The organism is Pseudomonas sp. Marseille-Q7302, from assembly GCF_965111925.1.
The window spans coordinates 3,112,467-3,132,352 of sequence record NZ_CBCOPK010000001.1; the positions used below are offsets into that span (position 1 = coordinate 3,112,467).

The following is a 19,886-nucleotide window of genomic DNA, read 5'->3' on the forward strand; positions in this document are numbered from 1 at the left end:
AGTCCTATGCTGAAACGTGCACTCGTCGTACTGCTCGTCCTTCTGCTGATCGCCGCGGGCCTGGGCTGGTGGTGGTTTCATCGCTGGCCATCGGCTCCCCAGGTCAAGGTCCTGGCGCAGCCGGACGGCCGTCTGCTGACCATGGCCGCGCCCAAGGGCGAGCCGCATGCCCGCGTCGTGCTGGCGACCCCGCCTGATCTGCAGCTGGCGGATGCCGACCTGCTGAGCCTGGCAACCGACACTGGCGCCGAGATCGTTCAGTACGAAATCAAGGTGCTCAACAGCTGCCAGGCCCAGGGTGACGATTTCGCCACTGCGGCCAAGGAACTGAGCGGTGCTCCAACCTTCGTCGGCGGTATCGGCCCAGGCGCGGCCCGGGCATGGCGCTGGCTGGCCACCCAGGACAACGCCAAGGCCGCGGCCCTGAGCGTCGGCTTCAACGTGGAATCCCTGGATTGCCCGGATGCACTGCCGGCCAAGGCGGCGAACGGCCACTGGCATATCGCCTGGAACGATCATCCCACCGATGACTCCGCCATCTTCGTGCGCCAGCAGAGCAATGCCGATCTGACCATCGCCGACTATGGCACCGCCCTGCCGGTGGTACTGCGCGAGCAGCTCAAGACCCGGCTGCTGGGCGAGCACAACGATATCCCCACCATCGAGATGCCGGCCGATCCGGACGTCAAGCCCGGCCACCCCGACGTAGTGACCATCTTCTACTCCGGTGACGGCGGCTGGCGCGACATCGATCGTCTCTCGGCTCAGGCCATGAACGAAGCAGGTTATCCGGTGATCGGCGTGGATTCGCTGCGCTACTTCTGGCAGCACAAGAGCCCGGAACAGGTGGCTGCCGACCTGGCCAACCTGATGCAGGAGTACCGCGAGAAGTGGAACGCCAAGCACTTCGTGCTGGCAGGCTACTCCTTTGGTGCCGACATCCTGCCGGCGGTCTACAACCGTCTGCCCAAGGCGGATCAGGACCAGGTGTCCTCGCTGCTGCTGCTGGCCTTCAGCCGCAAGAGCAACTTCGAGATCGCCGTGGAAGGCTGGCTGGGCAAACCCGGCGACGAAGCCGATACCCTGCCGGAAACCAGCAAGATTCCCGCTGCCAAGCAATTCTGCGTCTATGGCGAGGAAGAGAAGGACGACAGTGGTTGCACGCAACCCGGTCAGCCGGGCGAGAAGCTGGGGCGCCCGGGCGGTCACCACTTCGACGAGAACTACGACAGGCTGGCTGACTTCATGGTCAAGGCTATCGAGGCCCGTACGCCGCAGTAGCTGTTGGGTAGAGCGGGCGTGAAGCCCGCTCTACGTCTCCTGAGTTGGAGACAGGCAGGCCTGCAAGGTCCCGTGAAACCCGCTGAAGACGGTACCGGAGTCGCCCGAATTTAAGACGGGCAAGGGAGCATCCTTCCAGGCCATGTCCAACGCAGCCTGACCAGCGCCTAGCAGAGACTGGGCAGTCACTCGGGGCCCGGACGAACGGCTGGAACAACAGGGCGGTCTCCCGCGGTCTATCGCTCCATCAGCCCCGGAGACCTTCGCCATGACTACACCGCTTTCTGCCGACGCCGCCAGCAAGATCCTGGTCGACGCCTTCCAGCCTCTGGGTTGCGTGGTGTCCTCTGGCGCCGATGGCCATGACCTGGCATTGGGTGTAGTCGATGCGCAAGGTAAGACGCTCTACGCGGAAGAGCAGCTCGGCGAAGCCGACTACAGCGATCCGCTACGCCTGGCCGGCTACATAGGCACCGTGCGCAGCGAACTGGAAGGCCGCGGCCAGACCCTCGATAGCTGGCAGATGCCCTTCATCACCGATCCTGACGCCCTGCCCCCGCCGGTATTCAACTAGGCAAAGAAAAGGCCCCTTCCGGGGCCTTTGTTCTTTCTGCGCTCGGTCAGATCTCGACCTGGGTGCCCAGCTCGATCACCCGATTCACCGGCAGCTTGAAGAATCTCAGGTTGCCGTTGGCGTTCTTCATCAGGAAGACGAAGAGATTTTCTCGCCAGGGCGCCATGCCCAGGCGCTTGGAGGCGATCACCGTTTCCCGGCTGAGGAAGTAGGTGGTGCGCATCGGGGTGAAATCCAGACCTGGATAGGGGCAATGGCTGAGCGCCAGGGGGATGTCCGGCTCGTCCATGAAGCCGTAGTGCAGTACCACCCGATAGAAGCCGTCACCAAAGTCCTCGACCTCCATGCGCTCGCCGCGCGATACCCGCGGCCGGTCCTCATAGCGCACCGTGAGCAGCACCACCTGCTCATGCAGCACCTGGTTGTGCAGCAGGTTGTGCAGCATGGCATGGGGGACCACATCGGTCCGCGCAGTGAGGAACACCGCGGTGCCCTTGGCGCGGAATGGCGGCTGGGCGCGGATGCTGCTGATAAAGATCGGCAGCGGCAGCGCCCCGTCGTCCAGGCGCTCCACCACCAGCTGCCGGCCACGCTTCCAGGTGGTCAGCAGGATGAAGATGATGATACCGGCGATCACCGGGAAGGAGCCGCCGGAGAAGATCTTCGGCGCGTTGGCGGAGAAGTAAAGGACATCCACCATCAGGAAGCCGATCAGCAGCGGCACCATGATCCAGCGAGGCCACTTCCACAGCAGCAGGATCACCGCCGACACCAGGCAGCTGGTGATCAGCATGGTACCGGTCACGGCGACGCCATAGGCTTCGGCCAGGTTGGCGGAAGACTGGAAGGTGAGGATCAGGAAGATCACACCCAGCATCAGCGCCCAATTCATCAGCGGGATGTAGATCTGCCCTTGCTCCTGGCTGGAGGTGTGCTGGATCTGCATGCGCGGGATGTAGCCCAGCTGGATGGCCTGGCGAGTCATGGAGAAGGCACCGGTGATCACCGCCTGGGAAGCGATGACGGTGGCCAAGGTCGCCAGGCCGATCATCGGCAACAGCAGCCATTCCGGCGCCAGCAGGTAGAAGGGATTGCGCACGGCCGCGGGATCGGCGAGCAACAGCGCACCCTGACCGAAATAGTTGAGCACCAGCCCCGGCAACACCAGCATCAGCCAGGCGCGGGCGATGGGCTTGCGGCCGAAGTGGCCCATGTCGGCATAGAGCGCTTCGGCGCCGGTAAGCGCCAGCACGGCGGCGCCCAGGACGATGAAGCCCTTCACCGGGTTGGCGGCAAAGAACTCCACCGCCCAGTAGGGATTGAAGGCCTTGAGCACCTCGGGCTGCTGGACGATGCCATAGACACCCAGAGCGCCCAGGGTGGTGAACCAGAGCACCATCACCGGCCCGAAGAACTTGCCGATGGTGGCCGTGCCGCGCTTCTGAATGGCGAAGATGCCGACCAGGATCACCAGGGCGATGGGTACCACCCAGGCTTCCAGCCCATCGAAGGCCAGTTCCAGGCCTTCCACCGCCGACAGCACCGAGACCGCCGGGGTGATCATGCTGTCGCCATAGAAGAGCGCCGCACCGAACAGGCCCAGCAGCACTAGGGTGGTGGCCAGCCGGGGCGAGCCTTGCGCCGCGCGACGGGCCAGCGCGGTCAGGGCCATGATGCCGCCCTCGCCCTGGTTGTCGGCGCGCATGACGAAGGTGATGTACTTGAGGGTGACGACCCAGATGAGCGACCAGAAGATCAGCGACAGGATGCCGAGTACGCTGTCGTGATTCAGCGGCAGGCCGTAGTGCGGGGAAAAGACTTCCTTGAGCGTATAGAGAGGGCTGGTGCCGATGTCGCCGTAGACCACGCCGGTGGCGAGCACGATCATTCCCAAGGCCGAAGGGGCTTTACCACCGTGCTCGTGTTCCGGACGGCTCATGCGGGGCTCCTAGAGTCGAAAATCGGCGCATCCTGCGCCGAAGCGGCGCCGGGATCAAGCTGAAAAGGCCAGGGGCGTGGTGCCGGCAACCTCTCAGCGCCGCGCTTCACGCACCCTAGACTCTCTCGTCGGCAAAAAGCTCCGTGCTGTCGACAGGGCTTGCATGCCCCTTCCAAGCAGCGAAATAGATGGCTAGAATCGCGCGTTTTTTGATCAAGGCGCCTCCTGAGCGCCCGCCGAGGTTAGCCCATGTCCATCCAAACGTCCGCCCCCAAGGTCGGTTTCGTCAGCCTCGGCTGCCCCAAGGCCACCGTCGATTCCGAACGCATCCTCACCCAGCTGCGCATGGAAGGCTACGAGATCGTACCGACCTATGAAGACGCCGACGTGGTGGTGGTCAACACCTGTGGCTTCATCGACAGTGCCAAGGCCGAGTCCCTGGATGCCATTGGCGAGGCCATCGCCGAGAACGGCAAGGTGATCGTCACCGGGTGCATGGGTGTGGACGAGGGCAATATCCGCGGCGTCCACCCCAGTGTGCTGGCAGTGACCGGTCCGCAGCAGTACGAGCAGGTGGTCAGCGCCGTGCACGAGGTGGTGCCGCCGCAGCTGGAGCACAATCCGCTGATCGATCTGGTGCCGCCCCAGGGCATCAAGCTGACCCCGCGCCACTACGCCTACCTGAAGATTTCCGAAGGCTGCAACCACAGCTGCAGCTTCTGCATTATCCCCTCCATGCGCGGCAAGCTGGTCAGCCGCCCGGTGGGCGACGTGCTGTCCGAGGCCGAGCGGCTGGTCAAGGCGGGCGTGAAGGAGCTGCTGGTGATCTCCCAGGACACCAGCGCCTATGGCGTCGACCTCAAGTACCGGCTGGACTTCTGGAACGGCCAGCCGGTCAAGACGCGCATGCTGGAACTCTGTGAGGCGCTGTCGGGCATGGGGGTCTGGGTGCGCCTGCATTATGTCTACCCCTACCCCAATGTCGACGACGTCATCCCGCTGATGGCCGCCGGCAAGCTGCTGCCCTACCTGGACATCCCCTTCCAGCACGCCAGCCCCAAGGTGCTCAAGTCCATGAAGCGCCCGGCCTTCGAGGACAAGACCCTGGCGCGCATCAAGCGCTGGCGGGAGATCTGCCCGGAGCTAACCATCCGCTCTACCTTCATCGTCGGCTTTCCCGGCGAGACCGAGGAAGACTTCCAGTACCTGCTGGATTGGCTGACCGAAGCCCAGCTGGATCGCGTCGGCTGCTTCCAGTATTCGCCCGTTGAGGGCGCACCGGCCAACGAGCTGGGCCTGGAGCCTGTTCCGGACGAGATCAAGCAGGATCGTTGGGAACGCTTCATGGCGCATCAGCAGGCCATTTCCGCGGCGCGGCTACAACTCAAGGTAGGTCGTGAGATCGAGGTGCTGATCGACGAGGTGGACGATCAGGGCGCGATCGGCCGCTCCTATGCCGATGCCCCGGAAATCGACGGCAACGTCTATGTCGACAGCGCGACTCCGCTCAAGCCGGGCGACAAGGTCTGGGTGCGGGTCACCGACGCCGATGAATACGATCTCTGGGCGGAAGTGATCTAATCCTGCAAGCGGTGAGTGCCGGGCACATGGGCATGCCCGGCCGCACTGCAACTGGCGGTGGTCGATGACGGCGCCGCCGGCTGGCCGAGTTCGCGCAGGATCCCGCAGCGATCCCCCTCGCCTTCCCCCTGGCACTGGCGCCTCAGGGTCACCAGTTGCTCGCGTAGCTGATCCAGCTCGCGGATGCGCACCTCGACATGGTGCAGGTGAGCACCGATCAGGGCATCCACCTGGGCACAGCCGGGTTCGCTGGTATCGCGCAGGGCCAGCAACGCGCGGATCTCTTCCAGGGTCATGTCAAGGGAGCGGCAATGACGTACGAAGACCAGTCGCTCGACGTGGCGCTCGTCGTAACTACGGTAATTGCTGCTGCTGCGGGCGGCAGGACTCAGCAGCCCCTCACGCTCATAGTATCTGATGGTCTCGACCGCGCAGTCGGTGCGCTTGGCCAATTCGCCGATCTTCATCGCCCCCACCTCAACGCTCTGTCAGCCATACAGACTGCCGCGCCAGAGGCTCTGGAGCAAGGTTTATCGGCGCAGGAAGGAGGTACTGGTTCGGGAGCGTTAGTGGGCGGTGGAGAAAAGCCGACGCCCCGGCGATGAGTGGATCGCCAGGGCGTCGTGACAGCGACCAACCTAGTTGGCGTTGTTCTGGTAGAGCGCGGAGGCGTGCGCCGGATGTTCCGACTGGAACTGGGTCTGGGAATTGGCGCGAATGGACTTGCTGGACACATCACGGCTGGCAGCCGATGCGGTGCCTGACAGTAGACCCAGGAACAGAACGGTAACAATGGCTTGGACACCCAGGACTTTCATAGCGAATACCTCTTGGTTGTGCTGTTTCAATAGACACAGCGTACCTCCAGTACCAATCCGCTAAAAAGTAGCCTTTTAGAGAGTGATCATTACCTAAAAGGCAAATATCGTAGGAGAACTCTTGCCACTCTCCGGTCGTCCCTTGCCTGATCGTCCAGCGGCTAGCGTAGCTCTACCAGATGCTTTTTCAGCCCCATGGCGTCATCAGCACCCAGGCTGGTCATGTGGAAGAAGCCATAGTCCTCCAGATAGCTCCAGTGACTCAGGGGCCCCTTGCTCGCCTTGCCATGCCGACACTCCAGCGTCTTGGCTCGTCCGCTCAAGGACGCCAGTACCTGGCGCGCCTCGCCCTCGGCTACCACCTTGCAGGACACCTGGATCTCCCGCTGCTCGCGACCCTGCAGATTGCCGGTCAGGGTCTGCTGCGCCTGATAACCGACCTGACTGCCCACGGCCAGCGCCCGCCAGTCACCATTGAACGTCAGGCGTGTCAGGCTGGCCGATTCCTCGACCGGCAACCCACCGTTGTCGACCTCCGTACGCCGCACCAGATCGATCAGGCCACGCCAGCTGAGCGCATCCATCCGTGCTGCCTTGCCCTGTGCAGTGAACCTGAACAGGCCTGGCAAGGGGCCGGCACTGACCTGCAGGGCCTGGCGATAGGGATGAGACTGGCCGGCGTAGCGACTCTCGCCCTCCTCCACCACGGTCTGAATGGCGGCACGGGGCGCGGGTAGCGCCAGCGCCTGGAGGGCCTGCAATGGCTGAGGCTGGGCCACAGGCAATTCGGTCGGAGATGCCATGGTCGAGGCTGGGACCGCGGCGGCCGGAGTGGTCGCCACCGCAGGCATTCGCGGTGCGGCCAGCAGAGCGTCACGATGATCGCATACGGCTTCCAGCACATGCCGACGTTCGACCGGAGCGGTGGTGAAGGCCTCCTGGGTCAACCTGGCCGATTCGCTATCGGTAATGCGACCGCTGTCATCGAGGCCATAGCGCGCCAGCAGGAGGTAGCGGCGCGCCGTGCAATCCGCGGCCAGGGATTCACGCCACTGGCGCACGGGGGCGCTGTAGCGCGGTGTCTTGACCGTAACGCCCAGTTGCTGCCCGCCCCAAAAACGACGGACGCCCTGACCGTCCACCAGGCTGTTGCGGTCGATGGCCAGGGTATCGCCACCGGCGGAACTGGCCAGGACGCGCCAATCCGTGTTCGCCGGCTGGGCGCAAAGTGCCGCGATATCGGCACGCTGCCTGAGCGCGGCGCTCTTGGCGGTGCTCAGGGGCAGCGGTGCGGCATAGGCATTCACCTGCCCCGGATAGACTCGCTGGGCGCCATCGAGATAGAGCAGCTCCGCCTGGTCGGCGGCGCAGTCCAGAGCGACCAGCGCCGACCCCTCTTCCGGCAAGGCCAGCGCGAATTGGAGCCGAGAGCCGTCTCGTAGCACGGTTTCTGGCATGAGAGGACGAGTGAAGAGGTCTTCGGCCTGGGGAGCAGGCTCGGTCGACTGCTGCTGAAGGGTGCAGCCGGCCAGGATCGATAGCAGGCAGAGGGCGGAAAGACGACTGGGAATCATGGATCCTCTCGGCAGCAAATCGCGATGGATATCGCGAACAACGAACTGGACCTGAACGAAATGCGTCTGGTGCGGATCAATAAGGGAAGCATGTCGTTTGGCATGACCTCCCCCGTTCCCACAACACGAGGTGCATTTATGAATACCGATCAGATCATAGGCAATGCCAAGGACGCTACCGGCAAGGTCCAGGATAGCTTTGGTGCCGCCACCGGCAACACCGACTGGCAAGCCGAGGGCAAGTCCCGTCAGCTAGAGGGCAAACTGCAGGAGCAGTATGGCCAGGCTGTCGATTGCGCACGCAACGTGACGGCCGACAAACCCTTTACCGCACTGGCCGTGGCCGGTGGCATCGGTTTCGTCCTCGGCGTACTGCTGTCGCGCTCCTGATCGGAGACGCGGGGCTGGCCGTGATGCCAGCCCCAAAACAAAAAGGCCTGCTCAGACAGGCCTTTTTGTTTTGGGGCTTTTCACTGATTGAGGGTGAGGAGATGCTTGCGTACCGTCTCCACGATGTCGCCGATATTGAAGGGCTTCTGGAAGACGGCGTCGAACAGCTCGGAACTCTCCTGCGCCAGATGCGCCTGAGCGCCACTCATCAGGATGATGGGAAGGTGCTGCAGGCCCTGACGTTCACGTAGCGCTTCTGCGAGCTCGCGGCCATTCATCACCGGCATCATGAAATCGGTGATGACCAGCGACGGTAGTTCGCGATCGAATACGTCTAGCGCTCGGCGTCCGTTGCTCGCCTTGACCACCATGTAGCCTTCGTCTTCAAGAGCGAAGGCTAGGATGTCCGCTATCAGAAATTCGTCATCGACTACCAGTATCGTCGTCATGTGGAAGCTCTCCCAGCCGACGCGATCATGGTTGTATTGAGGGCATGGCTGAACCTGAAAGCACCTTCACCATGTCTTTGAACGCCTTTTTCAGTTCGATTCCCGAATCGTCTATCACCATCTCACGTAGCGAGGGGTCATAAAGGCTATCCCGCACCTTGAGGATGGACAGGACCCTTTTGATCTCCGCCTCAGCCTCGACGAATCGCAGCAAGATCAGATTGTCCACCATGCTGGAAAGTTCGGGGGCCGGCGCTGCTATATCCGCGCCAAACACGTCCCGTAATTCCCAGGTGGCTAGAACTGTGACGCCCTGGGTACGCAGCTCGTTCAGTAACGCGCTGAAGTATTCGATGAGCCGCCCCTGTGGCAGGGCGAAGCGGGCAATGGCGCCCAGACTGTCGATCACCAGCCGCTTGATGCCATGCTGCTTGACCAGCGCGAGCAGCTTCAGACCTACCTCATCAAGGCGCAATTCGGTCGTGGGCTGCCAGTGCATATGCAGCGCGCCCTCGTCGATACGGCCGGCCAGATCGAGCCCTAGGGCATTGGCCTTGAGCTGCAGCCGCTCCGGCGGCTCATAGAAGCTGAACATCAGGCCGGGTGCCTCGGGCGTGCAGGCGGCCAGGAAGTTCAGGCAGATGGATGTCTTGCCGGCCCCCGAAGGCCCCATGAGCAGCGTGGTCGAACTTTCCGGCAACCCGTTTTCGATCATCGCATCCAGCGAGGCCACGCCGCTGGTCACCCGCTGGTGACCGACGCGGTAGGTTGCCCCGGCCGAGGGATCTCGATACAGGGTTTCCAGCCGTGGAAACACCGTGATGCCGGCATTGGAGATGGTGAATTCGTGAAAACCCGACAGGGCTCCGCTACCGCGGGTCTTGCGCAGCGCCATACGGCGGATACTGCGACTGCCGATGTCCTCTTCGTGCAGATCCAGCACGCCATCGACCATGGTGTGTTCCGGACTGCCGTCTTCGAGGCGAGCGCTGGTGAGAAAGATCACCGTACAGCCGGCGAAGGCCGCGTGCCCCTGCAGTTCGGCGATGAACTTCTTGGTGTCGATGGGCGTTTCCGCGCGCGAGCGGGCATTGAGCAGGCCGTCCACCACCAGCAGACTGGCCTTCTGCCGGCTGATTTCTCGCCGCAAGAGCCGCACGACCTCATCCAGCCCTTCGCCTTCCATGGTATCGAAGGCACTCAGGTACTGGACCTGATCCCCGATGCAGGAACGATCGAAGAAATCCAGTGTGGAAAAGAACTGGAACATCCGCTCGTGAGTTTCCGACAGCATGGTCGCGAACAGCACCCGGCCACCGCCACGCACATGATTGAAGGCGATCTGATTGGCCATGATCGATTTGCCGGAACCCGGACGACCCTGGATGACATAGGACGCACCTGCAACCAGGCCTCCTTTCAAGATCTCATCCAGCCCCTGGATACCGGTTACGACGCGCTCGAGTCGATTCAAGAACGATGCCTCAAACTAATGATGTGTCTGGGACGCCTTTGGACAGGCGCCCGGTGCTTCGCAGGCAAGAGGGTATAAGCCTGGTGCGCAAATAGCCAGCTAGAGCGCGCGCGTTCAGCCGCGTTTGCGAATCAGGCCTTCCTGGGCCACCGAGGCCACCAGCTGGCCCGCGCGGTTGTAGATGCTGCCGCGGCACAGGCCACGTGCGCCGCCCGCCCAGGGGCTGTCGATGGCGTACAGCAGCCAGTCGTCCAGGCGGAAGTCGCGATGGAACCAGACCGCGTGGTCGAGACTGGCGATCTGCAGGGAGCGATCCCAGAAACTGGTGCCATGGGGCAGCAGCGAACTGGGCAGCAGATTGAAGTCCGATGCATAGGCCAGCAGGTAGCGGTGCAGCGCCGGCTGATCCGGCAGATCGCCAGTGGCGCGGAACCAGACGTGGCGGACCGGCTCGGTGGGTTCCGGCTTGAAGGGGTCGGTAAAGACTACTGGGCGCATTTCGATGGGGCGTGGTCCCAGTAGCTTGTCGCGCAGCGGCGCCGGAATCAGCTCGGCATACTGCTGGGCATGGGCGATCTCCGATTGCAGGGTCTCGGGCGCGGGCACCTCGGGCATGGAGGTCTGATGCTCGAAACCCGGCTCCTCTATATGGAAGGAGGCGCTGCAGAAAAAGATGGGTTGCTCATCCTGAAAGGCGGTGACCCGGCGCGTGGAGAAGCTGCCACCGTCGCGGATGCGATCCACCTGATAGGTCACCGCCTCCACCGCCGAGCCGGCGCGCAGGAAATAGCCATGCAGGGAATGCACGCGGCGCTCCGCCGGGACGGTCTGACTGGCAGCCGACAGGGCCTGCCCCAGTACCTGGCCACCAAAGAGCTGGGGAAAGCCGAGGTCCTGACTGCCGCCGCGATACAGGTCGGGAGCCAGGGAGTCGAGGCTCAGGAGATCGACCAGGTTGTCCAGCACCTTGCTCATGGGTAGGGTTCCTTGACAGAGAGTGGCCATCATACGCAAAACCGGTCAAATCCTGTGCGTTCGCCGTGCATCTGCCCACGTTACTCATCGTATGACGACAATTGGTGGAGCTTGTGGCTGCAATAGCGGTCACAATGACGTATTCGCTGTTCGCTCGCAGGCTTCCTCTCCATGACCGAAACCTCAACCGCTTCGTCTCCTGCACCCTCCGCGCCTCAGATTGCGGAGCTGGGCAAGCGTCTCGGGCACAACGACGTCTTCTTCGCCGCCGTGAAGAAGACGCGTATGCCGATGATCGTGACGGACCCGCATCAGCCGGACAATCCGATCATCTTCGCCAACGAGGCCTTCTTGCGCACCACCGGCTACGAGCTGGATGAAGTGATGGGCCGCAACTGCCGTTTCCTGCAGGGGCCTGATACCCGTCCGGAACACATCGCCGAAATCCGCAACGCCCTGCGCGAACACCGCGATTGCAATGTCGAGTTGCTGAACTACCGCAAGGATGGCACCACCTTCTGGAATGCCCTCTTCATATCCCCGGTCCTCGACGCGGAAGGCACGCTCATCTACTACTTTGCCTCGCAATTGGATGTGTCCCGCCGCCGCGATGCCGAGGACGCCTTGCGCCAGTCGCAGAAGATGGAGGCGCTGGGCCAACTCACAGGCGGTATCGCCCACGATTTCAACAACCTGCTACAGGTGATGGTTGGCTACCTGGATATCCTGCGAATCAATCTGAATCGTCCCGAATTGGACCGCGACAAGGCCAAGCGGCATGTCGACAACACCCGCGATGCGGTGAATCGAGCCGCGACCCTGACGCAGCAGTTGCTGGCCTTCGCCCGCAAGCAGCGCCTGACCGGGCGTGCGGTGGACCTGAACAAGCTCATCGAAGCCGGCCAGGGACGTTTCTCGCAGGCGTTGGGCACCCCCTTCCGCTTCATCTTCCGTCCCGCCCACAGTCTGTGGAATTGTCGCCTTGATCCAATCCAACTGGAAACAGCGCTGCTCAACATCATCGACAACGCCCGCCTGGCCATGCTGGAGCGTGGTACCGGCACCCTGACCCTGGAAACCCTCAATGTAGAGGTCAATGGGCAGGATCTGGCCCATGGTGGACTTTCCCAGGGACACTATGTCTGCATCGCCCTTACCGACACCGGATGTGGCATGTCCACCGATGTGCTCGGGCGTGCGCTGGATCCCTTCTTCACCACCCGTGACGAGGGACAGGGCAGCGGCCTGGGCCTGTCCATGGTCTATGGCTTTCTCAAGCAGTCGGGCGGTCTGGTCCGACTCTATTCCGAAGTTGGGATAGGGACTTCGGTACGTCTCTACTTCCCGGTCTCGGAGGAGGAGGCACGCGAGCATCCGGCGCCGCTCCCTAGCCTGCACGAGGATGGCGGTGGCTCCGAAACGATTCTGGTGGTGGACGACCGCCCGGACGTGGCAGCCCTGGCCCAGGCCATCCTGGAAGAAACCGGCTATCAGGTGCTGGTCGCGCACAACGGGCAACAGGCTCTGGATATCCTCGCCCGTGAGCCTTCCATCGATCTGCTGTTCAGTGATCTGATCATGCCCGGCGGTATGAACGGTGTCATGCTGGCCAAGGAGGCGCAAAAGCGGCAACCGCACCTGCGTATCCTGCTCACCACCGGCTATGCCAACAATGCCCTGGACGTCGAAGAAGGCAATGGCGAGCGTTTTCCCATCCTCAACAAGCCCTATGGTCGCCAGGATTTGACCCGTTGGATTCGCCGCATGCTGGACGCCGAGCAGCCATGAGTGACGAAGCCCTGGAGCGCGAGCCAGCCAGCTGTGACGCCGGGCAGGATGGCCCGGTGGATCTCCAGAGCTTCCTGGCCTGTCTCGAACGCGTGGGCAACAGTCCCGAACAGGTGTCGGTCCAGCATCTGATCGATGCCATCGGCAGTCGCTCCTTCGGCCCCATGATCCTCTTGCCAGGCGTGCTGGCGATCTCGCCGCTGACCGGCATTCCTGGCATCGCCACGGCCATTGCCGTCTTCGTGATGCTGGTGAGTGCCCAGTTGCTGCTGGGACGCGACCATTTCTGGCTGCCACGCTGGGTCCTGCAGCGCAATGTCTCGCGCGGCAAGCTGCGCAAATCGCTGCGGCTGCTGCAGAAGCCGGCGCGGTGGGTGGACAAGGTGGTCAGGTCACGCCTGCGGGTGCTCACCTCGCGACCGGCGCACTTCGTCACTGCCCTGCTCTGCATCCTCATCGCCGCGACCATGCCGGTGCTGGATCTGGTGCCCTTCGCCAACACCACGGCCGGGCTGGCCCTGACCTCCTTCGCCCTGTCGCTGATCGCCCGCGACGGGCTGCTATTCCTCCTGGCACTGGGCTTCTGCACCGGGATCGTCTGGTTCATCCTGGAGCTGTTGGTGTTTTGAGCGCCCGCCTGCCGCTGGTCTATCACGAGGACTACAGTCCGCCCTTCCCCGCCAGCCATCGCTTTCCGATGGATAAATTTCGCCTGCTGCACGAGCACCTGAGCGCGACCGGCATACTGGGCGCGGACAATTGGCAGCGCCCCGAGCCATGCCCAGACGCGCTGCTGGCCCTGGCGCACGCGCCCGACTACATCCAGGCCTTCCAGGCCGGCGAACTGGCACCGCCGCTGCAGCGCCAGCTGGGCCTGCCCTGGAGCGAAGCCCTGGTGCGCCGCACCGTCCGCGCGGTGGGCGGCTCCTTGCTCACACTGGAGCTGGCGCTGCGCCATGGCCTAGCCTGCCACCTCGCCGGCGGCACTCACCATGCCCACCATGACTATCCAGCCGGCTTCTGCATCTTCAATGACCTGGCGATCCTGGCGCTGTCACTGCTGGAAAGTGGTCGCGCCGGGCGGGTACTGATCCTGGATTGCGACGTCCACCAGGGCGATGGCACGGCGCGCATTCTCGCCGAGGTCCCTGACGCCATCACCGTCTCGCTGCACTGCGCCACCAACTATCCGGCACGCAAGGCGCAAAGCGACTGGGATATCCCGTTGCCACGCGGCCTGGACGACGCTGGCTATCTGCGGGTCCTCGACGACGCCCTGGGCTATCTGCTGCCCCTCCACCAGCCCGACGTGGTGCTCTACGACGCCGGGGTGGATGTGCATCGCGACGATGCCCTGGGGTATCTGGCGCTCACCGACGCCGGCCTCGCGGCTCGTGATGGCCTGGTCTTGCGACGCTGCCTGGCGGCGGATATACCGGTGGCAGGGGTGATCGGCGGCGGCTACTCGGCCGATCGCACCGCCCTGGCCCGCCGCCACGGGATCCTGCACCACACGGCGACCCAGGTCTGGCATGAGCTGGGCCTGAACTGAACGGGAGTTTTCATGAGCAAGACCGCCAAGACATCCGAATCCAGCCAGGCACGCCTGGCCGTGCTGATCGACGCTGACAACGCACCCGCCGCCATCGTCGACGGGCTCATGGCCGAGATCGCCCGCTTCGGCGTGGCCAGCGTCAAGCGCATCTATGGCGACTGGACCCAGCCGCAACTGAACAGCTGGAAGAAGGTGCTGCTCGACCATTCCATCCAGCCGGTGCAGCAATTCGGCTACACCAAGGGCAAGAACGCTACCGACAGCGCCCTGATCATCGACGCCATGGACCTGCTCTACACCCGGCGCTTCGATGGTTTCTGCCTGGTCTCCAGTGACAGCGACTTCACCCGCCTGGCCGCGCGACTGCGCGAGGAAGGACTGACGGTCTATGGCTTCGGCGAGGAGAAGACGCCGGATCCCTTCGTCTCGGCGTGCGACAGATTCATCTACACCGAAATCCTCAGGTCCAAGCCACGCGAGGAGAATCGCGAGACGACGCCTGCCGACAAGCCCGCCAGCAGCAACCGCGGCAAGCCCAAGTTGAGCGCCATCCTCAAGCTCATCGAACAGGCGGTGGAAGATGCCTCCGACGAAGGCGGCTGGGCGAATTTGGGGCTGGTCGGTACCAACCTGGGCAAGGTGCGTCCGGACTTCGATTCCCGCCTCTATGGGCACCGCAAATTCAGCGGCCTGGTAAAGGCCTACGGCGATCGATTCGAGGTTCAGGAACGGGATCCCGCCGATGGCAGCGCCGGCAAGGCCGTCTACATCCGCAACCGCTGACGCCGTCCCGCTTGCCCGGCTCTGGACCGGGCAATGGCAGCGAAAGCCGGTGATCGGTCGCCATCAAGGTGCCATACCATCGGTCTGACGTTGCGGAACCGCTCGGCTGGCGGCGGCCTCCACCTCTAGGTAAACGCTACCCAACGGAGACCGCCATGCGAGCCTTGACCTACCACGGTGCCCACGATGTCCGTGTCGATACCGTACCTGATCCGACCATCCAGGATGCCGACGACATCGTCCTGCGGGTAACCGCCACGGCCATCTGCGGCTCGGACCTGCACCTGTATCGCGGCAAGATTCCCACGGTCGAGCATGGCGATATCTTCGGCCACGAGTTCATGGGCGTCGTCGAGGAAACCGGACCCGCCGTCACCGCGGTCCAGAAAGGCGACCGGGTAGTGATTCCCTTCGTCATCGCCTGCGGCAGCTGCTTCTTCTGCAACCAGGATCTCTACGCGGCCTGCGAGACCACCAATACCGGGCGCGGCGCCATTCTCAACAAGAAGCAGATCCCGCCGGGCGCGGCGCTGTTCGGCTTCAGCCATCTCTACGGTGGCGTACCGGGCGGCCAAGCCGAATACGTGCGCGTACCTAAGGCCAATACCGGCCCCTTCAAGGTGCCCGGCACCCTCGCTGACGAAAAGGTGCTGTTCCTTTCCGATATCCTGCCCACCGCCTGGCAGGCAGTGCTCAACACCGGCATCGGCCAGGGTTCGAGCATCGCCATCTATGGCGCCGGACCGGTCGGCCTGCTGTCGGCCGCCTGCGCGCGGATGCTGGGTGCCGACCGTATCTTCATGGTCGACCACCACCCCTACCGCCTGGCCTATGCCCAGCAGACCTATGGCGTGATCCCGATCAATTTCGACGAGGACGACGATCCGGCGGCCACCATCATCGAGCAGACGCCCGGCAAGCGAGGCGTGGACGGAGTCGTGGATGCCGTGGGCTTCGAGGCCAAGGGCAGCACCACCGAGACCATTCTCGCCAACCTCAAGCTGGAAGGCAGCAGTGGTAAGGCCCTGCGCCAGTGCATCGCGGCCGTACGACGCGGTGGCACCGTAAGTGTCCCCGGGGTCTATGCCGGCTTCATCCATGGCTTCCTGTTCGGCGACGCCTTCGACAAGGGCCTGACCTTCAAGATGGGCCAGACGCATGTCCAGCGCTATCTGCCGGAGCTGCTCGAACACATCGAGCGCGGCGATCTCGCCCCTGAGGCAATCATTACCCACCGGATGTCCCTGGAGCAGGCGGTCGAAGGCTACAAGATCTTCGACAAGAAGCAGGAAGACTGTCGCAAGGTGATCCTCACGCCCGGCCGGACCGAGCCACTGGTGCCCGAGCGCCTGGAGGAGCCCTTGGCAGCGCCACTGGGCCAAGCCGGCGTGGTCTAAGAGCCTAGCACCTCGCGTACAATGGCGGCCTTTCCGTAGTCCCCTGGATGCCGCCATGCCGCTCTCCCCTTCCACCCCTGCCGTCGCTGTCATCGGGGGTGGCCCCGCCGGTCTGATGGCGGCCGAGACCCTGGCCGCTGCCGGCATGCCTGTCGACCTCCTCGATGCCATGCCCTCTGTCGGCCGCAAGTTCCTGCTGGCAGGCGTGGGCGGTATGAACATCACCCATGCCGAAGAGCAGGCAGCGTTCCGTCAGCGATACCGTGAGCGCGAAAGCCAGGTAGGCGTCTGGCTCGACACCTTCGACAGCGACACCTTGCGCGCCTGGATCCATGAGCTGGGCATCGAGACCTTCGTCGGCACCTCGGGGCGGGTGTTTCCCGCCGACATGAAGGCCGCGCCCCTGCTGCGCGCTTGGCTACATCGCCTGCGTGACCAGGGGGTGCGGATCCATACCCGCAGCCGTTGGCTCGGCTGGGACACCGAAGGCCGGCTACGCCTCGCCACTCCGGAAGGTGAACGGCTGTTGCAACCACAAGCCTGTGTGTTGGCATTGGGCGGCGGCAGCTGGCCACGCCTGGGCTCGGATGGCGCCTGGCAAACCCTGCTGGCCTCGCGCGGCATCGAATTGCGCCCACTGGAACCGGCCAACTGCGGTTTCGAGGTAAAGGGCTGGAGCGATTTTCTCAAGACCCGCCATGCCGGCGCGCCGATCAAGCCCGCCGCCCTGGCCTTGCCCGGGCAGCCAGCGCGCCAGGGCGAATTCGTCCTGACCGATGCCGGGATCGAAGGCAGCCTGGTCTACGCGCTAGCTGCCGAGATCCGTACGGCCATCGACCGCGACGGCCAGGCGACCCTGAGCCTGGATCTGGCACCCCAGCGCAACCTGGCCGAACTGGACCGGGCCCTTTGCAGACCCCGTGGCAGCCAGTCCCTTGCCAACCATCTGCGGCGCCATGCCGGAATCGACGGCGCCCGAGCCGCCCTGCTTCGCGAGCTGGCTCCGGCTGAGGCCTTCCAGGACATGACCCGGCTGGCCCAGGCCTGCAAGGCCGTGCCCCTCACCGTGGTCCGACCGCGCCCCCTGGCGGAAGCCATCAGCAGCGCTGGCGGCGTGCCCCTGGAGGCGCTGGACGACGGCCTGATGCTCCGGCAACTGCCGGGGGTCTTCTGTGCCGGCGAGATGCTTGATTGGGAAGCTCCCACGGGCGGCTATCTGCTCACCGCCTGCTTCGCCAGTGGCCGTGCAGCGGGCCAGGGCGTGTTGCGCTGGCTGGCCGGCCGCTAGCGTCAGGCCGGGCGCTCGACGAACTCGGTGGCTGGGGAGCCATTGGCATTGTGCTGGCGGATCACCGCCGGGCGCCCTTCCTCATCCAGTAGCACCTGACCGATACCGGCCCCGTTCCACAGGCGCTCGCCAGCCTCGCGGCGGTCCGGCAGACGCGGCTGCAACTCCCAGCGCCGTCGCTTGGTGAAGCCGTTGAGCGGCGACCAGGGCGCATAGAGCCAGCGATTGAGCCTGTCCAGGGTCGCCAGCAGACGCGGCGGAAACTCGTTCTTGATACCGCTGCTGGTGATCTGCCACAGCCGTGGCTCGCCGCGCCTGTCGCGAATACGGATGTCGTAGGCGAAGGAATAGTGGACATCGCCGGAGAGCACCACATAGTTGCCCGGGGTACGGCGATGGCGAAAGATATTGAGCATGGTCTTGGCGGCACCGGGGTGGGCCATCCAGTTCTCGGCATCCACCATCAGCGGCTGGCCGAACCAGGTGAAGATCCGCTGCACCGCCTCGATCAGCTTGACGCCGAACATGGGCGCGGCCGAGACGATCACCGCCGAGGGATGATCCAGCAGCTCCTGCTGCAGCTCGCACAGGGCCTCCCAGTCCATCAGCCCCGAGGGGTGCCCCAGACGCCGCTCGCTGCGCCAGCGACGGGTACGGGTGTCCAGCACGATCAGCGGCGGTTCGGTCTTGAGCACATAGTGCCAGCCCTGGAAACGCAAGAGGTCGTCGATGCAGGCGTTCTGCGTCTGACAATCCAGCCAGCCGTCTTCGGCGGCCGTGGCCAGTAGCCGATCGGCCGCCGCCAGGGGTTCGGCCACCGACTCGGGCGCGTTGCCCCAGGCCTGGCAGAGGAGATAGGCCAGCAGGGCATTGCCGATGATCCGGCGGGAGAACGGATGACCATAGGCGGTCTCCTCCCAGCGCGCCGATAGATTCCAGTCGTCGGTGACATCGTGATCATCGAAGATCATCAAGGTCGGCACTCCGGCCAGGGCCCGCGCCGCCTGGGGCAGCGTCGCGACGAAAGCCCTTATGCACTCCGATTCGGCCGCGTACCGCTCGCGGTCCTTGTCGTCGAGCACGGGTGGCACGACCTCGATCAGGGTCCAGGGCGTCGGCGACCAGCTGAGCAGGTACAGCGCCAGCACCTCGCTCAGGGTCACCAGATGATTGTGGGCATTGGTGGAGGTGAAGATCGGCTTTTCCACCCCACCGAAGAAGCGCTCGCGCAGCGCCCGATTGGACTTGAAGGCCGGCAGCAGGTCTTCGCGGTGATAGAGGTTGGCGGCATGGGCCATCAGCGCATCGCTGTCCGCCACCACGGCGCCTTCGAGACATTCGCCATAAAGCCCGAGGCGCCGGATCAGCGCCTGTACGGCCAGCAGCATGGGGCCGGCCACGTCGTCGGCATAGACCTGGTCACCGGTGAGCAACAGCGCCGCCGGCCGCTCCTCGGGCGTCGCACAGTCCTGCAGCAGGCGATCGACCGCGACCAAGCCATCGGCCGAGGAGTGATGGGGCTTGCGACAGGAACCGTGGAGCAGATGATCGAAGCGGGTGCGCAGGACCAGGCGTGGCAGGTCGCCGTTGGCCGAAAGCAGATGCGGCGCCCAGTCGCGGATCCCGCCCGCGCTCAATTGCAGGTCGTATTGGATGAAGGTATCCAGCGGCAGCTCGATCTCGGGCCGGACGTCCAGCAACTGCAGATAGGCCTGCTCGCCCAGGCGCAGGCGCTGGACCTCGCTCTGTATCCCCCACTCGGCCTCACCCTGCCAAAGCCGCGGCACAGGTGTCTCGGTGGTGGTGGTCACCAGCCAGAGCAGCAACCGGGACGACTCGACCCGGCGCAACAGCGGACCGGCCAGTACCGGGGGCAAGGCAGAGGTATCGCTCATGGGCTCTCCTGTGGACGCAGAACTGACCACTATGCCGCGTCCGGATTCAGCCCGCAGCCGCCGCCTGGCTACAAAGTTTGAGCGCGCATCACAGTCAGCCTAGAATTCGCTCCCTTTTCGTCGCC

Annotated in this window: 18 protein-coding genes; 10 read left to right on the forward strand and 8 right to left on the reverse strand. The window is 64.1% G+C overall.

Translation table 11 applies throughout. From position 1 onward, the window contains the following. Window positions 1-6: 6 nt before the first annotated feature. Together ACWPW1_RS14485 and ACWPW1_RS14490 are read left to right on the forward strand one after the other, a co-directional pair. Entirely contained in the window at window positions 7-1,281 is a 1,275-nt protein-coding gene (locus tag ACWPW1_RS14485) for a virulence factor family protein (RefSeq protein WP_059315402.1), read from the forward strand. Between the two features lie 268 nt (window positions 1,282-1,549). After that, window positions 1,550-1,855 (forward strand): hypothetical protein, encoded by a 306-nt coding sequence (locus tag ACWPW1_RS14490; protein ID WP_059315403.1) that lies wholly within the window; start codon window positions 1,550-1,552, stop codon window positions 1,853-1,855. Window positions 1,856-1,901: 46 nt separating this feature from the next. On the opposite strand, the gene ACWPW1_RS14495 is transcribed toward ACWPW1_RS14490, so the two are convergent. Continuing rightward, on the reverse strand, window positions 1,902-3,743 hold the full coding sequence (locus tag ACWPW1_RS14495; RefSeq protein WP_059315404.1) for a potassium transporter Kup: 1,842 nt from the start codon (window positions 3,741-3,743) through the stop codon (window positions 1,902-1,904). Window positions 3,744-4,049: 306 nt separating this feature from the next. On the opposite strand from ACWPW1_RS14495, the gene rimO reads away from it, so the two are divergent. Then, window positions 4,050-5,375: a 30S ribosomal protein S12 methylthiotransferase RimO gene (rimO, locus tag ACWPW1_RS14500; RefSeq protein WP_059316908.1), complete on the forward strand. Its 1,326-nt coding sequence runs from the start codon at window positions 4,050-4,052 to the stop codon at window positions 5,373-5,375. Here the strand turns inward: rimO and cadR are convergent. From cadR to ACWPW1_RS14515, 3 genes are all read right to left on the reverse strand, one after another. Continuing rightward, entirely contained in the window at window positions 5,372-5,842 is a 471-nt protein-coding gene (gene cadR, locus ACWPW1_RS14505) for a Cd(II)/Pb(II)-responsive transcriptional regulator (protein WP_271655305.1), read from the reverse strand. The genes rimO and cadR overlap by 4 nt on opposite strands. Before the next feature lie 171 nt (window positions 5,843-6,013). Next, window positions 6,014-6,193, reverse strand: a complete 180-nt coding sequence (locus tag ACWPW1_RS14510; RefSeq protein ID WP_454253280.1) for a hypothetical protein — start codon at window positions 6,191-6,193, stop codon at window positions 6,014-6,016. 161 nt (window positions 6,194-6,354) lie between these two features. After that, window positions 6,355-7,767 (reverse strand): hypothetical protein, encoded by a 1,413-nt coding sequence (locus tag ACWPW1_RS14515; protein WP_454253281.1) that lies wholly within the window; start codon window positions 7,765-7,767, stop codon window positions 6,355-6,357. 138 nt (window positions 7,768-7,905) lie between these two features. Here ACWPW1_RS14515 and ACWPW1_RS14520 point away from each other — a divergent pair, with 138 nt between their 5' ends. Further along, complete coding sequence (locus ACWPW1_RS14520) at window positions 7,906-8,157, forward strand: CsbD family protein (protein ID WP_059315408.1); 252 nt, start codon at window positions 7,906-7,908, stop codon at window positions 8,155-8,157. Window positions 8,158-8,237: 80 nt separating this feature from the next. Here the strand turns inward: ACWPW1_RS14520 and ACWPW1_RS14525 are convergent, their stop codons facing one another. The 3 genes from ACWPW1_RS14525 to tesB all read right to left on the reverse strand — a co-directional run bounded on the left by ACWPW1_RS14525 (window position 8,238) and on the right by tesB (window position 11,055). Then, window positions 8,238-8,606, reverse strand: a complete 369-nt coding sequence (locus ACWPW1_RS14525; protein WP_059315409.1) for a response regulator — start codon at window positions 8,604-8,606, stop codon at window positions 8,238-8,240. 25 nt (window positions 8,607-8,631) lie between these two features. Further along, on the reverse strand, window positions 8,632-10,080 hold the full coding sequence (locus ACWPW1_RS14530; RefSeq protein WP_059315410.1) for an ATPase domain-containing protein: 1,449 nt from the start codon (window positions 10,078-10,080) through the stop codon (window positions 8,632-8,634). Window positions 10,081-10,194: 114 nt separating this feature from the next. Next, entirely contained in the window at window positions 10,195-11,055 is an 861-nt protein-coding gene (gene tesB / locus ACWPW1_RS14535; protein ID WP_454253282.1) for an acyl-CoA thioesterase II, read from the reverse strand. A gap of 171 nt (window positions 11,056-11,226) precedes the next feature. On the opposite strand from tesB, the gene ACWPW1_RS14540 reads away from it, so the two are divergent. The 6 genes from ACWPW1_RS14540 (at window position 11,227) to ACWPW1_RS14565 (ending at window position 17,866) form a co-directional block, all read left to right on the forward strand. After that, the gene (locus ACWPW1_RS14540; RefSeq protein ID WP_454253283.1) at window positions 11,227-12,843 is read left to right on the forward strand and encodes a histidine kinase famiy protein; all 1,617 of its coding nucleotides are present in this window, start codon (window positions 11,227-11,229) and stop codon (window positions 12,841-12,843) included. Further along, complete coding sequence (locus tag ACWPW1_RS14545) at window positions 12,840-13,472, forward strand: exopolysaccharide biosynthesis protein (RefSeq protein ID WP_059315413.1); 633 nt, start codon at window positions 12,840-12,842, stop codon at window positions 13,470-13,472. Before ACWPW1_RS14540 ends, ACWPW1_RS14545 begins: the two co-directional genes overlap by 4 nt. Then, window positions 13,469-14,395, forward strand: a complete 927-nt coding sequence (locus ACWPW1_RS14550; protein ID WP_059315414.1) for a histone deacetylase family protein — start codon at window positions 13,469-13,471, stop codon at window positions 14,393-14,395. Before ACWPW1_RS14545 ends, ACWPW1_RS14550 begins: the two co-directional genes overlap by 4 nt. A gap of 12 nt (window positions 14,396-14,407) precedes the next feature. Then, entirely contained in the window at window positions 14,408-15,181 is a 774-nt protein-coding gene (locus tag ACWPW1_RS14555; protein WP_454253284.1) for an NYN domain-containing protein, read from the forward strand. A gap of 155 nt (window positions 15,182-15,336) precedes the next feature. Beyond that, window positions 15,337-16,578: a zinc-dependent alcohol dehydrogenase gene (locus tag ACWPW1_RS14560; RefSeq protein WP_059315416.1), complete on the forward strand. Its 1,242-nt coding sequence runs from the start codon at window positions 15,337-15,339 to the stop codon at window positions 16,576-16,578. Between the two features lie 55 nt (window positions 16,579-16,633). After that, window positions 16,634-17,866: an NAD(P)/FAD-dependent oxidoreductase gene (locus ACWPW1_RS14565; protein ID WP_454253285.1), complete on the forward strand. Its 1,233-nt coding sequence runs from the start codon at window positions 16,634-16,636 to the stop codon at window positions 17,864-17,866. Window positions 17,867-17,868: 2 nt separating this feature from the next. On the opposite strand, the gene ACWPW1_RS14570 is transcribed toward ACWPW1_RS14565, so the two are convergent. Next, window positions 17,869-19,761, reverse strand: coding sequence for an alkaline phosphatase family protein (locus ACWPW1_RS14570; protein WP_454253286.1), 1,893 nt, complete (start codon window positions 19,759-19,761; stop codon window positions 17,869-17,871). Between the last annotated feature and the right edge of the window lie 125 nt (window positions 19,762-19,886).

Excerpts from the sequence above, each read along its gene's own strand:
- ACWPW1_RS14485 (WP_059315402.1), top strand. The coding sequence starts at position 7 with ATGCTGAAACGTGCACTCGTCGTACTGCTCGTCCTTCTGCTGATCGCC.
- ACWPW1_RS14490 (WP_059315403.1), top strand. The coding sequence starts at position 1,550 with ATGACTACACCGCTTTCTGCCGACGCCGCCAGCAAGATCCTGGTCGAC.
- ACWPW1_RS14495 (WP_059315404.1), bottom strand. The coding sequence starts at position 3,743 with ATGATCGTGCTCGCCACCGGCGTGGTCTACGGCGACATCGGCACCAGC.
- cadR (WP_271655305.1), bottom strand. The coding sequence starts at position 5,842 with ATGAAGATCGGCGAATTGGCCAAGCGCACCGACTGCGCGGTCGAGACC.
- ACWPW1_RS14510 (WP_454253280.1), bottom strand. The coding sequence starts at position 6,193 with ATGAAAGTCCTGGGTGTCCAAGCCATTGTTACCGTTCTGTTCCTGGGT.
- ACWPW1_RS14515 (WP_454253281.1), bottom strand. The coding sequence starts at position 7,767 with ATGATTCCCAGTCGTCTTTCCGCCCTCTGCCTGCTATCGATCCTGGCC.
- ACWPW1_RS14520 (WP_059315408.1), top strand. The coding sequence starts at position 7,906 with ATGAATACCGATCAGATCATAGGCAATGCCAAGGACGCTACCGGCAAG.
- ACWPW1_RS14525 (WP_059315409.1), bottom strand. The coding sequence starts at position 8,606 with ATGACGACGATACTGGTAGTCGATGACGAATTTCTGATAGCGGACATC.
- tesB (WP_454253282.1), bottom strand. The coding sequence starts at position 11,055 with ATGAGCAAGGTGCTGGACAACCTGGTCGATCTCCTGAGCCTCGACTCC.
- ACWPW1_RS14540 (WP_454253283.1), top strand. The coding sequence starts at position 11,227 with ATGACCGAAACCTCAACCGCTTCGTCTCCTGCACCCTCCGCGCCTCAG.
- ACWPW1_RS14545 (WP_059315413.1), top strand. The coding sequence starts at position 12,840 with ATGAGTGACGAAGCCCTGGAGCGCGAGCCAGCCAGCTGTGACGCCGGG.
- ACWPW1_RS14555 (WP_454253284.1), top strand. The coding sequence starts at position 14,408 with ATGAGCAAGACCGCCAAGACATCCGAATCCAGCCAGGCACGCCTGGCC.
- ACWPW1_RS14560 (WP_059315416.1), top strand. The coding sequence starts at position 15,337 with ATGCGAGCCTTGACCTACCACGGTGCCCACGATGTCCGTGTCGATACC.
- ACWPW1_RS14565 (WP_454253285.1), top strand. The coding sequence starts at position 16,634 with ATGCCGCTCTCCCCTTCCACCCCTGCCGTCGCTGTCATCGGGGGTGGC.
- ACWPW1_RS14570 (WP_454253286.1), bottom strand. The coding sequence starts at position 19,761 with ATGAGCGATACCTCTGCCTTGCCCCCGGTACTGGCCGGTCCGCTGTTG.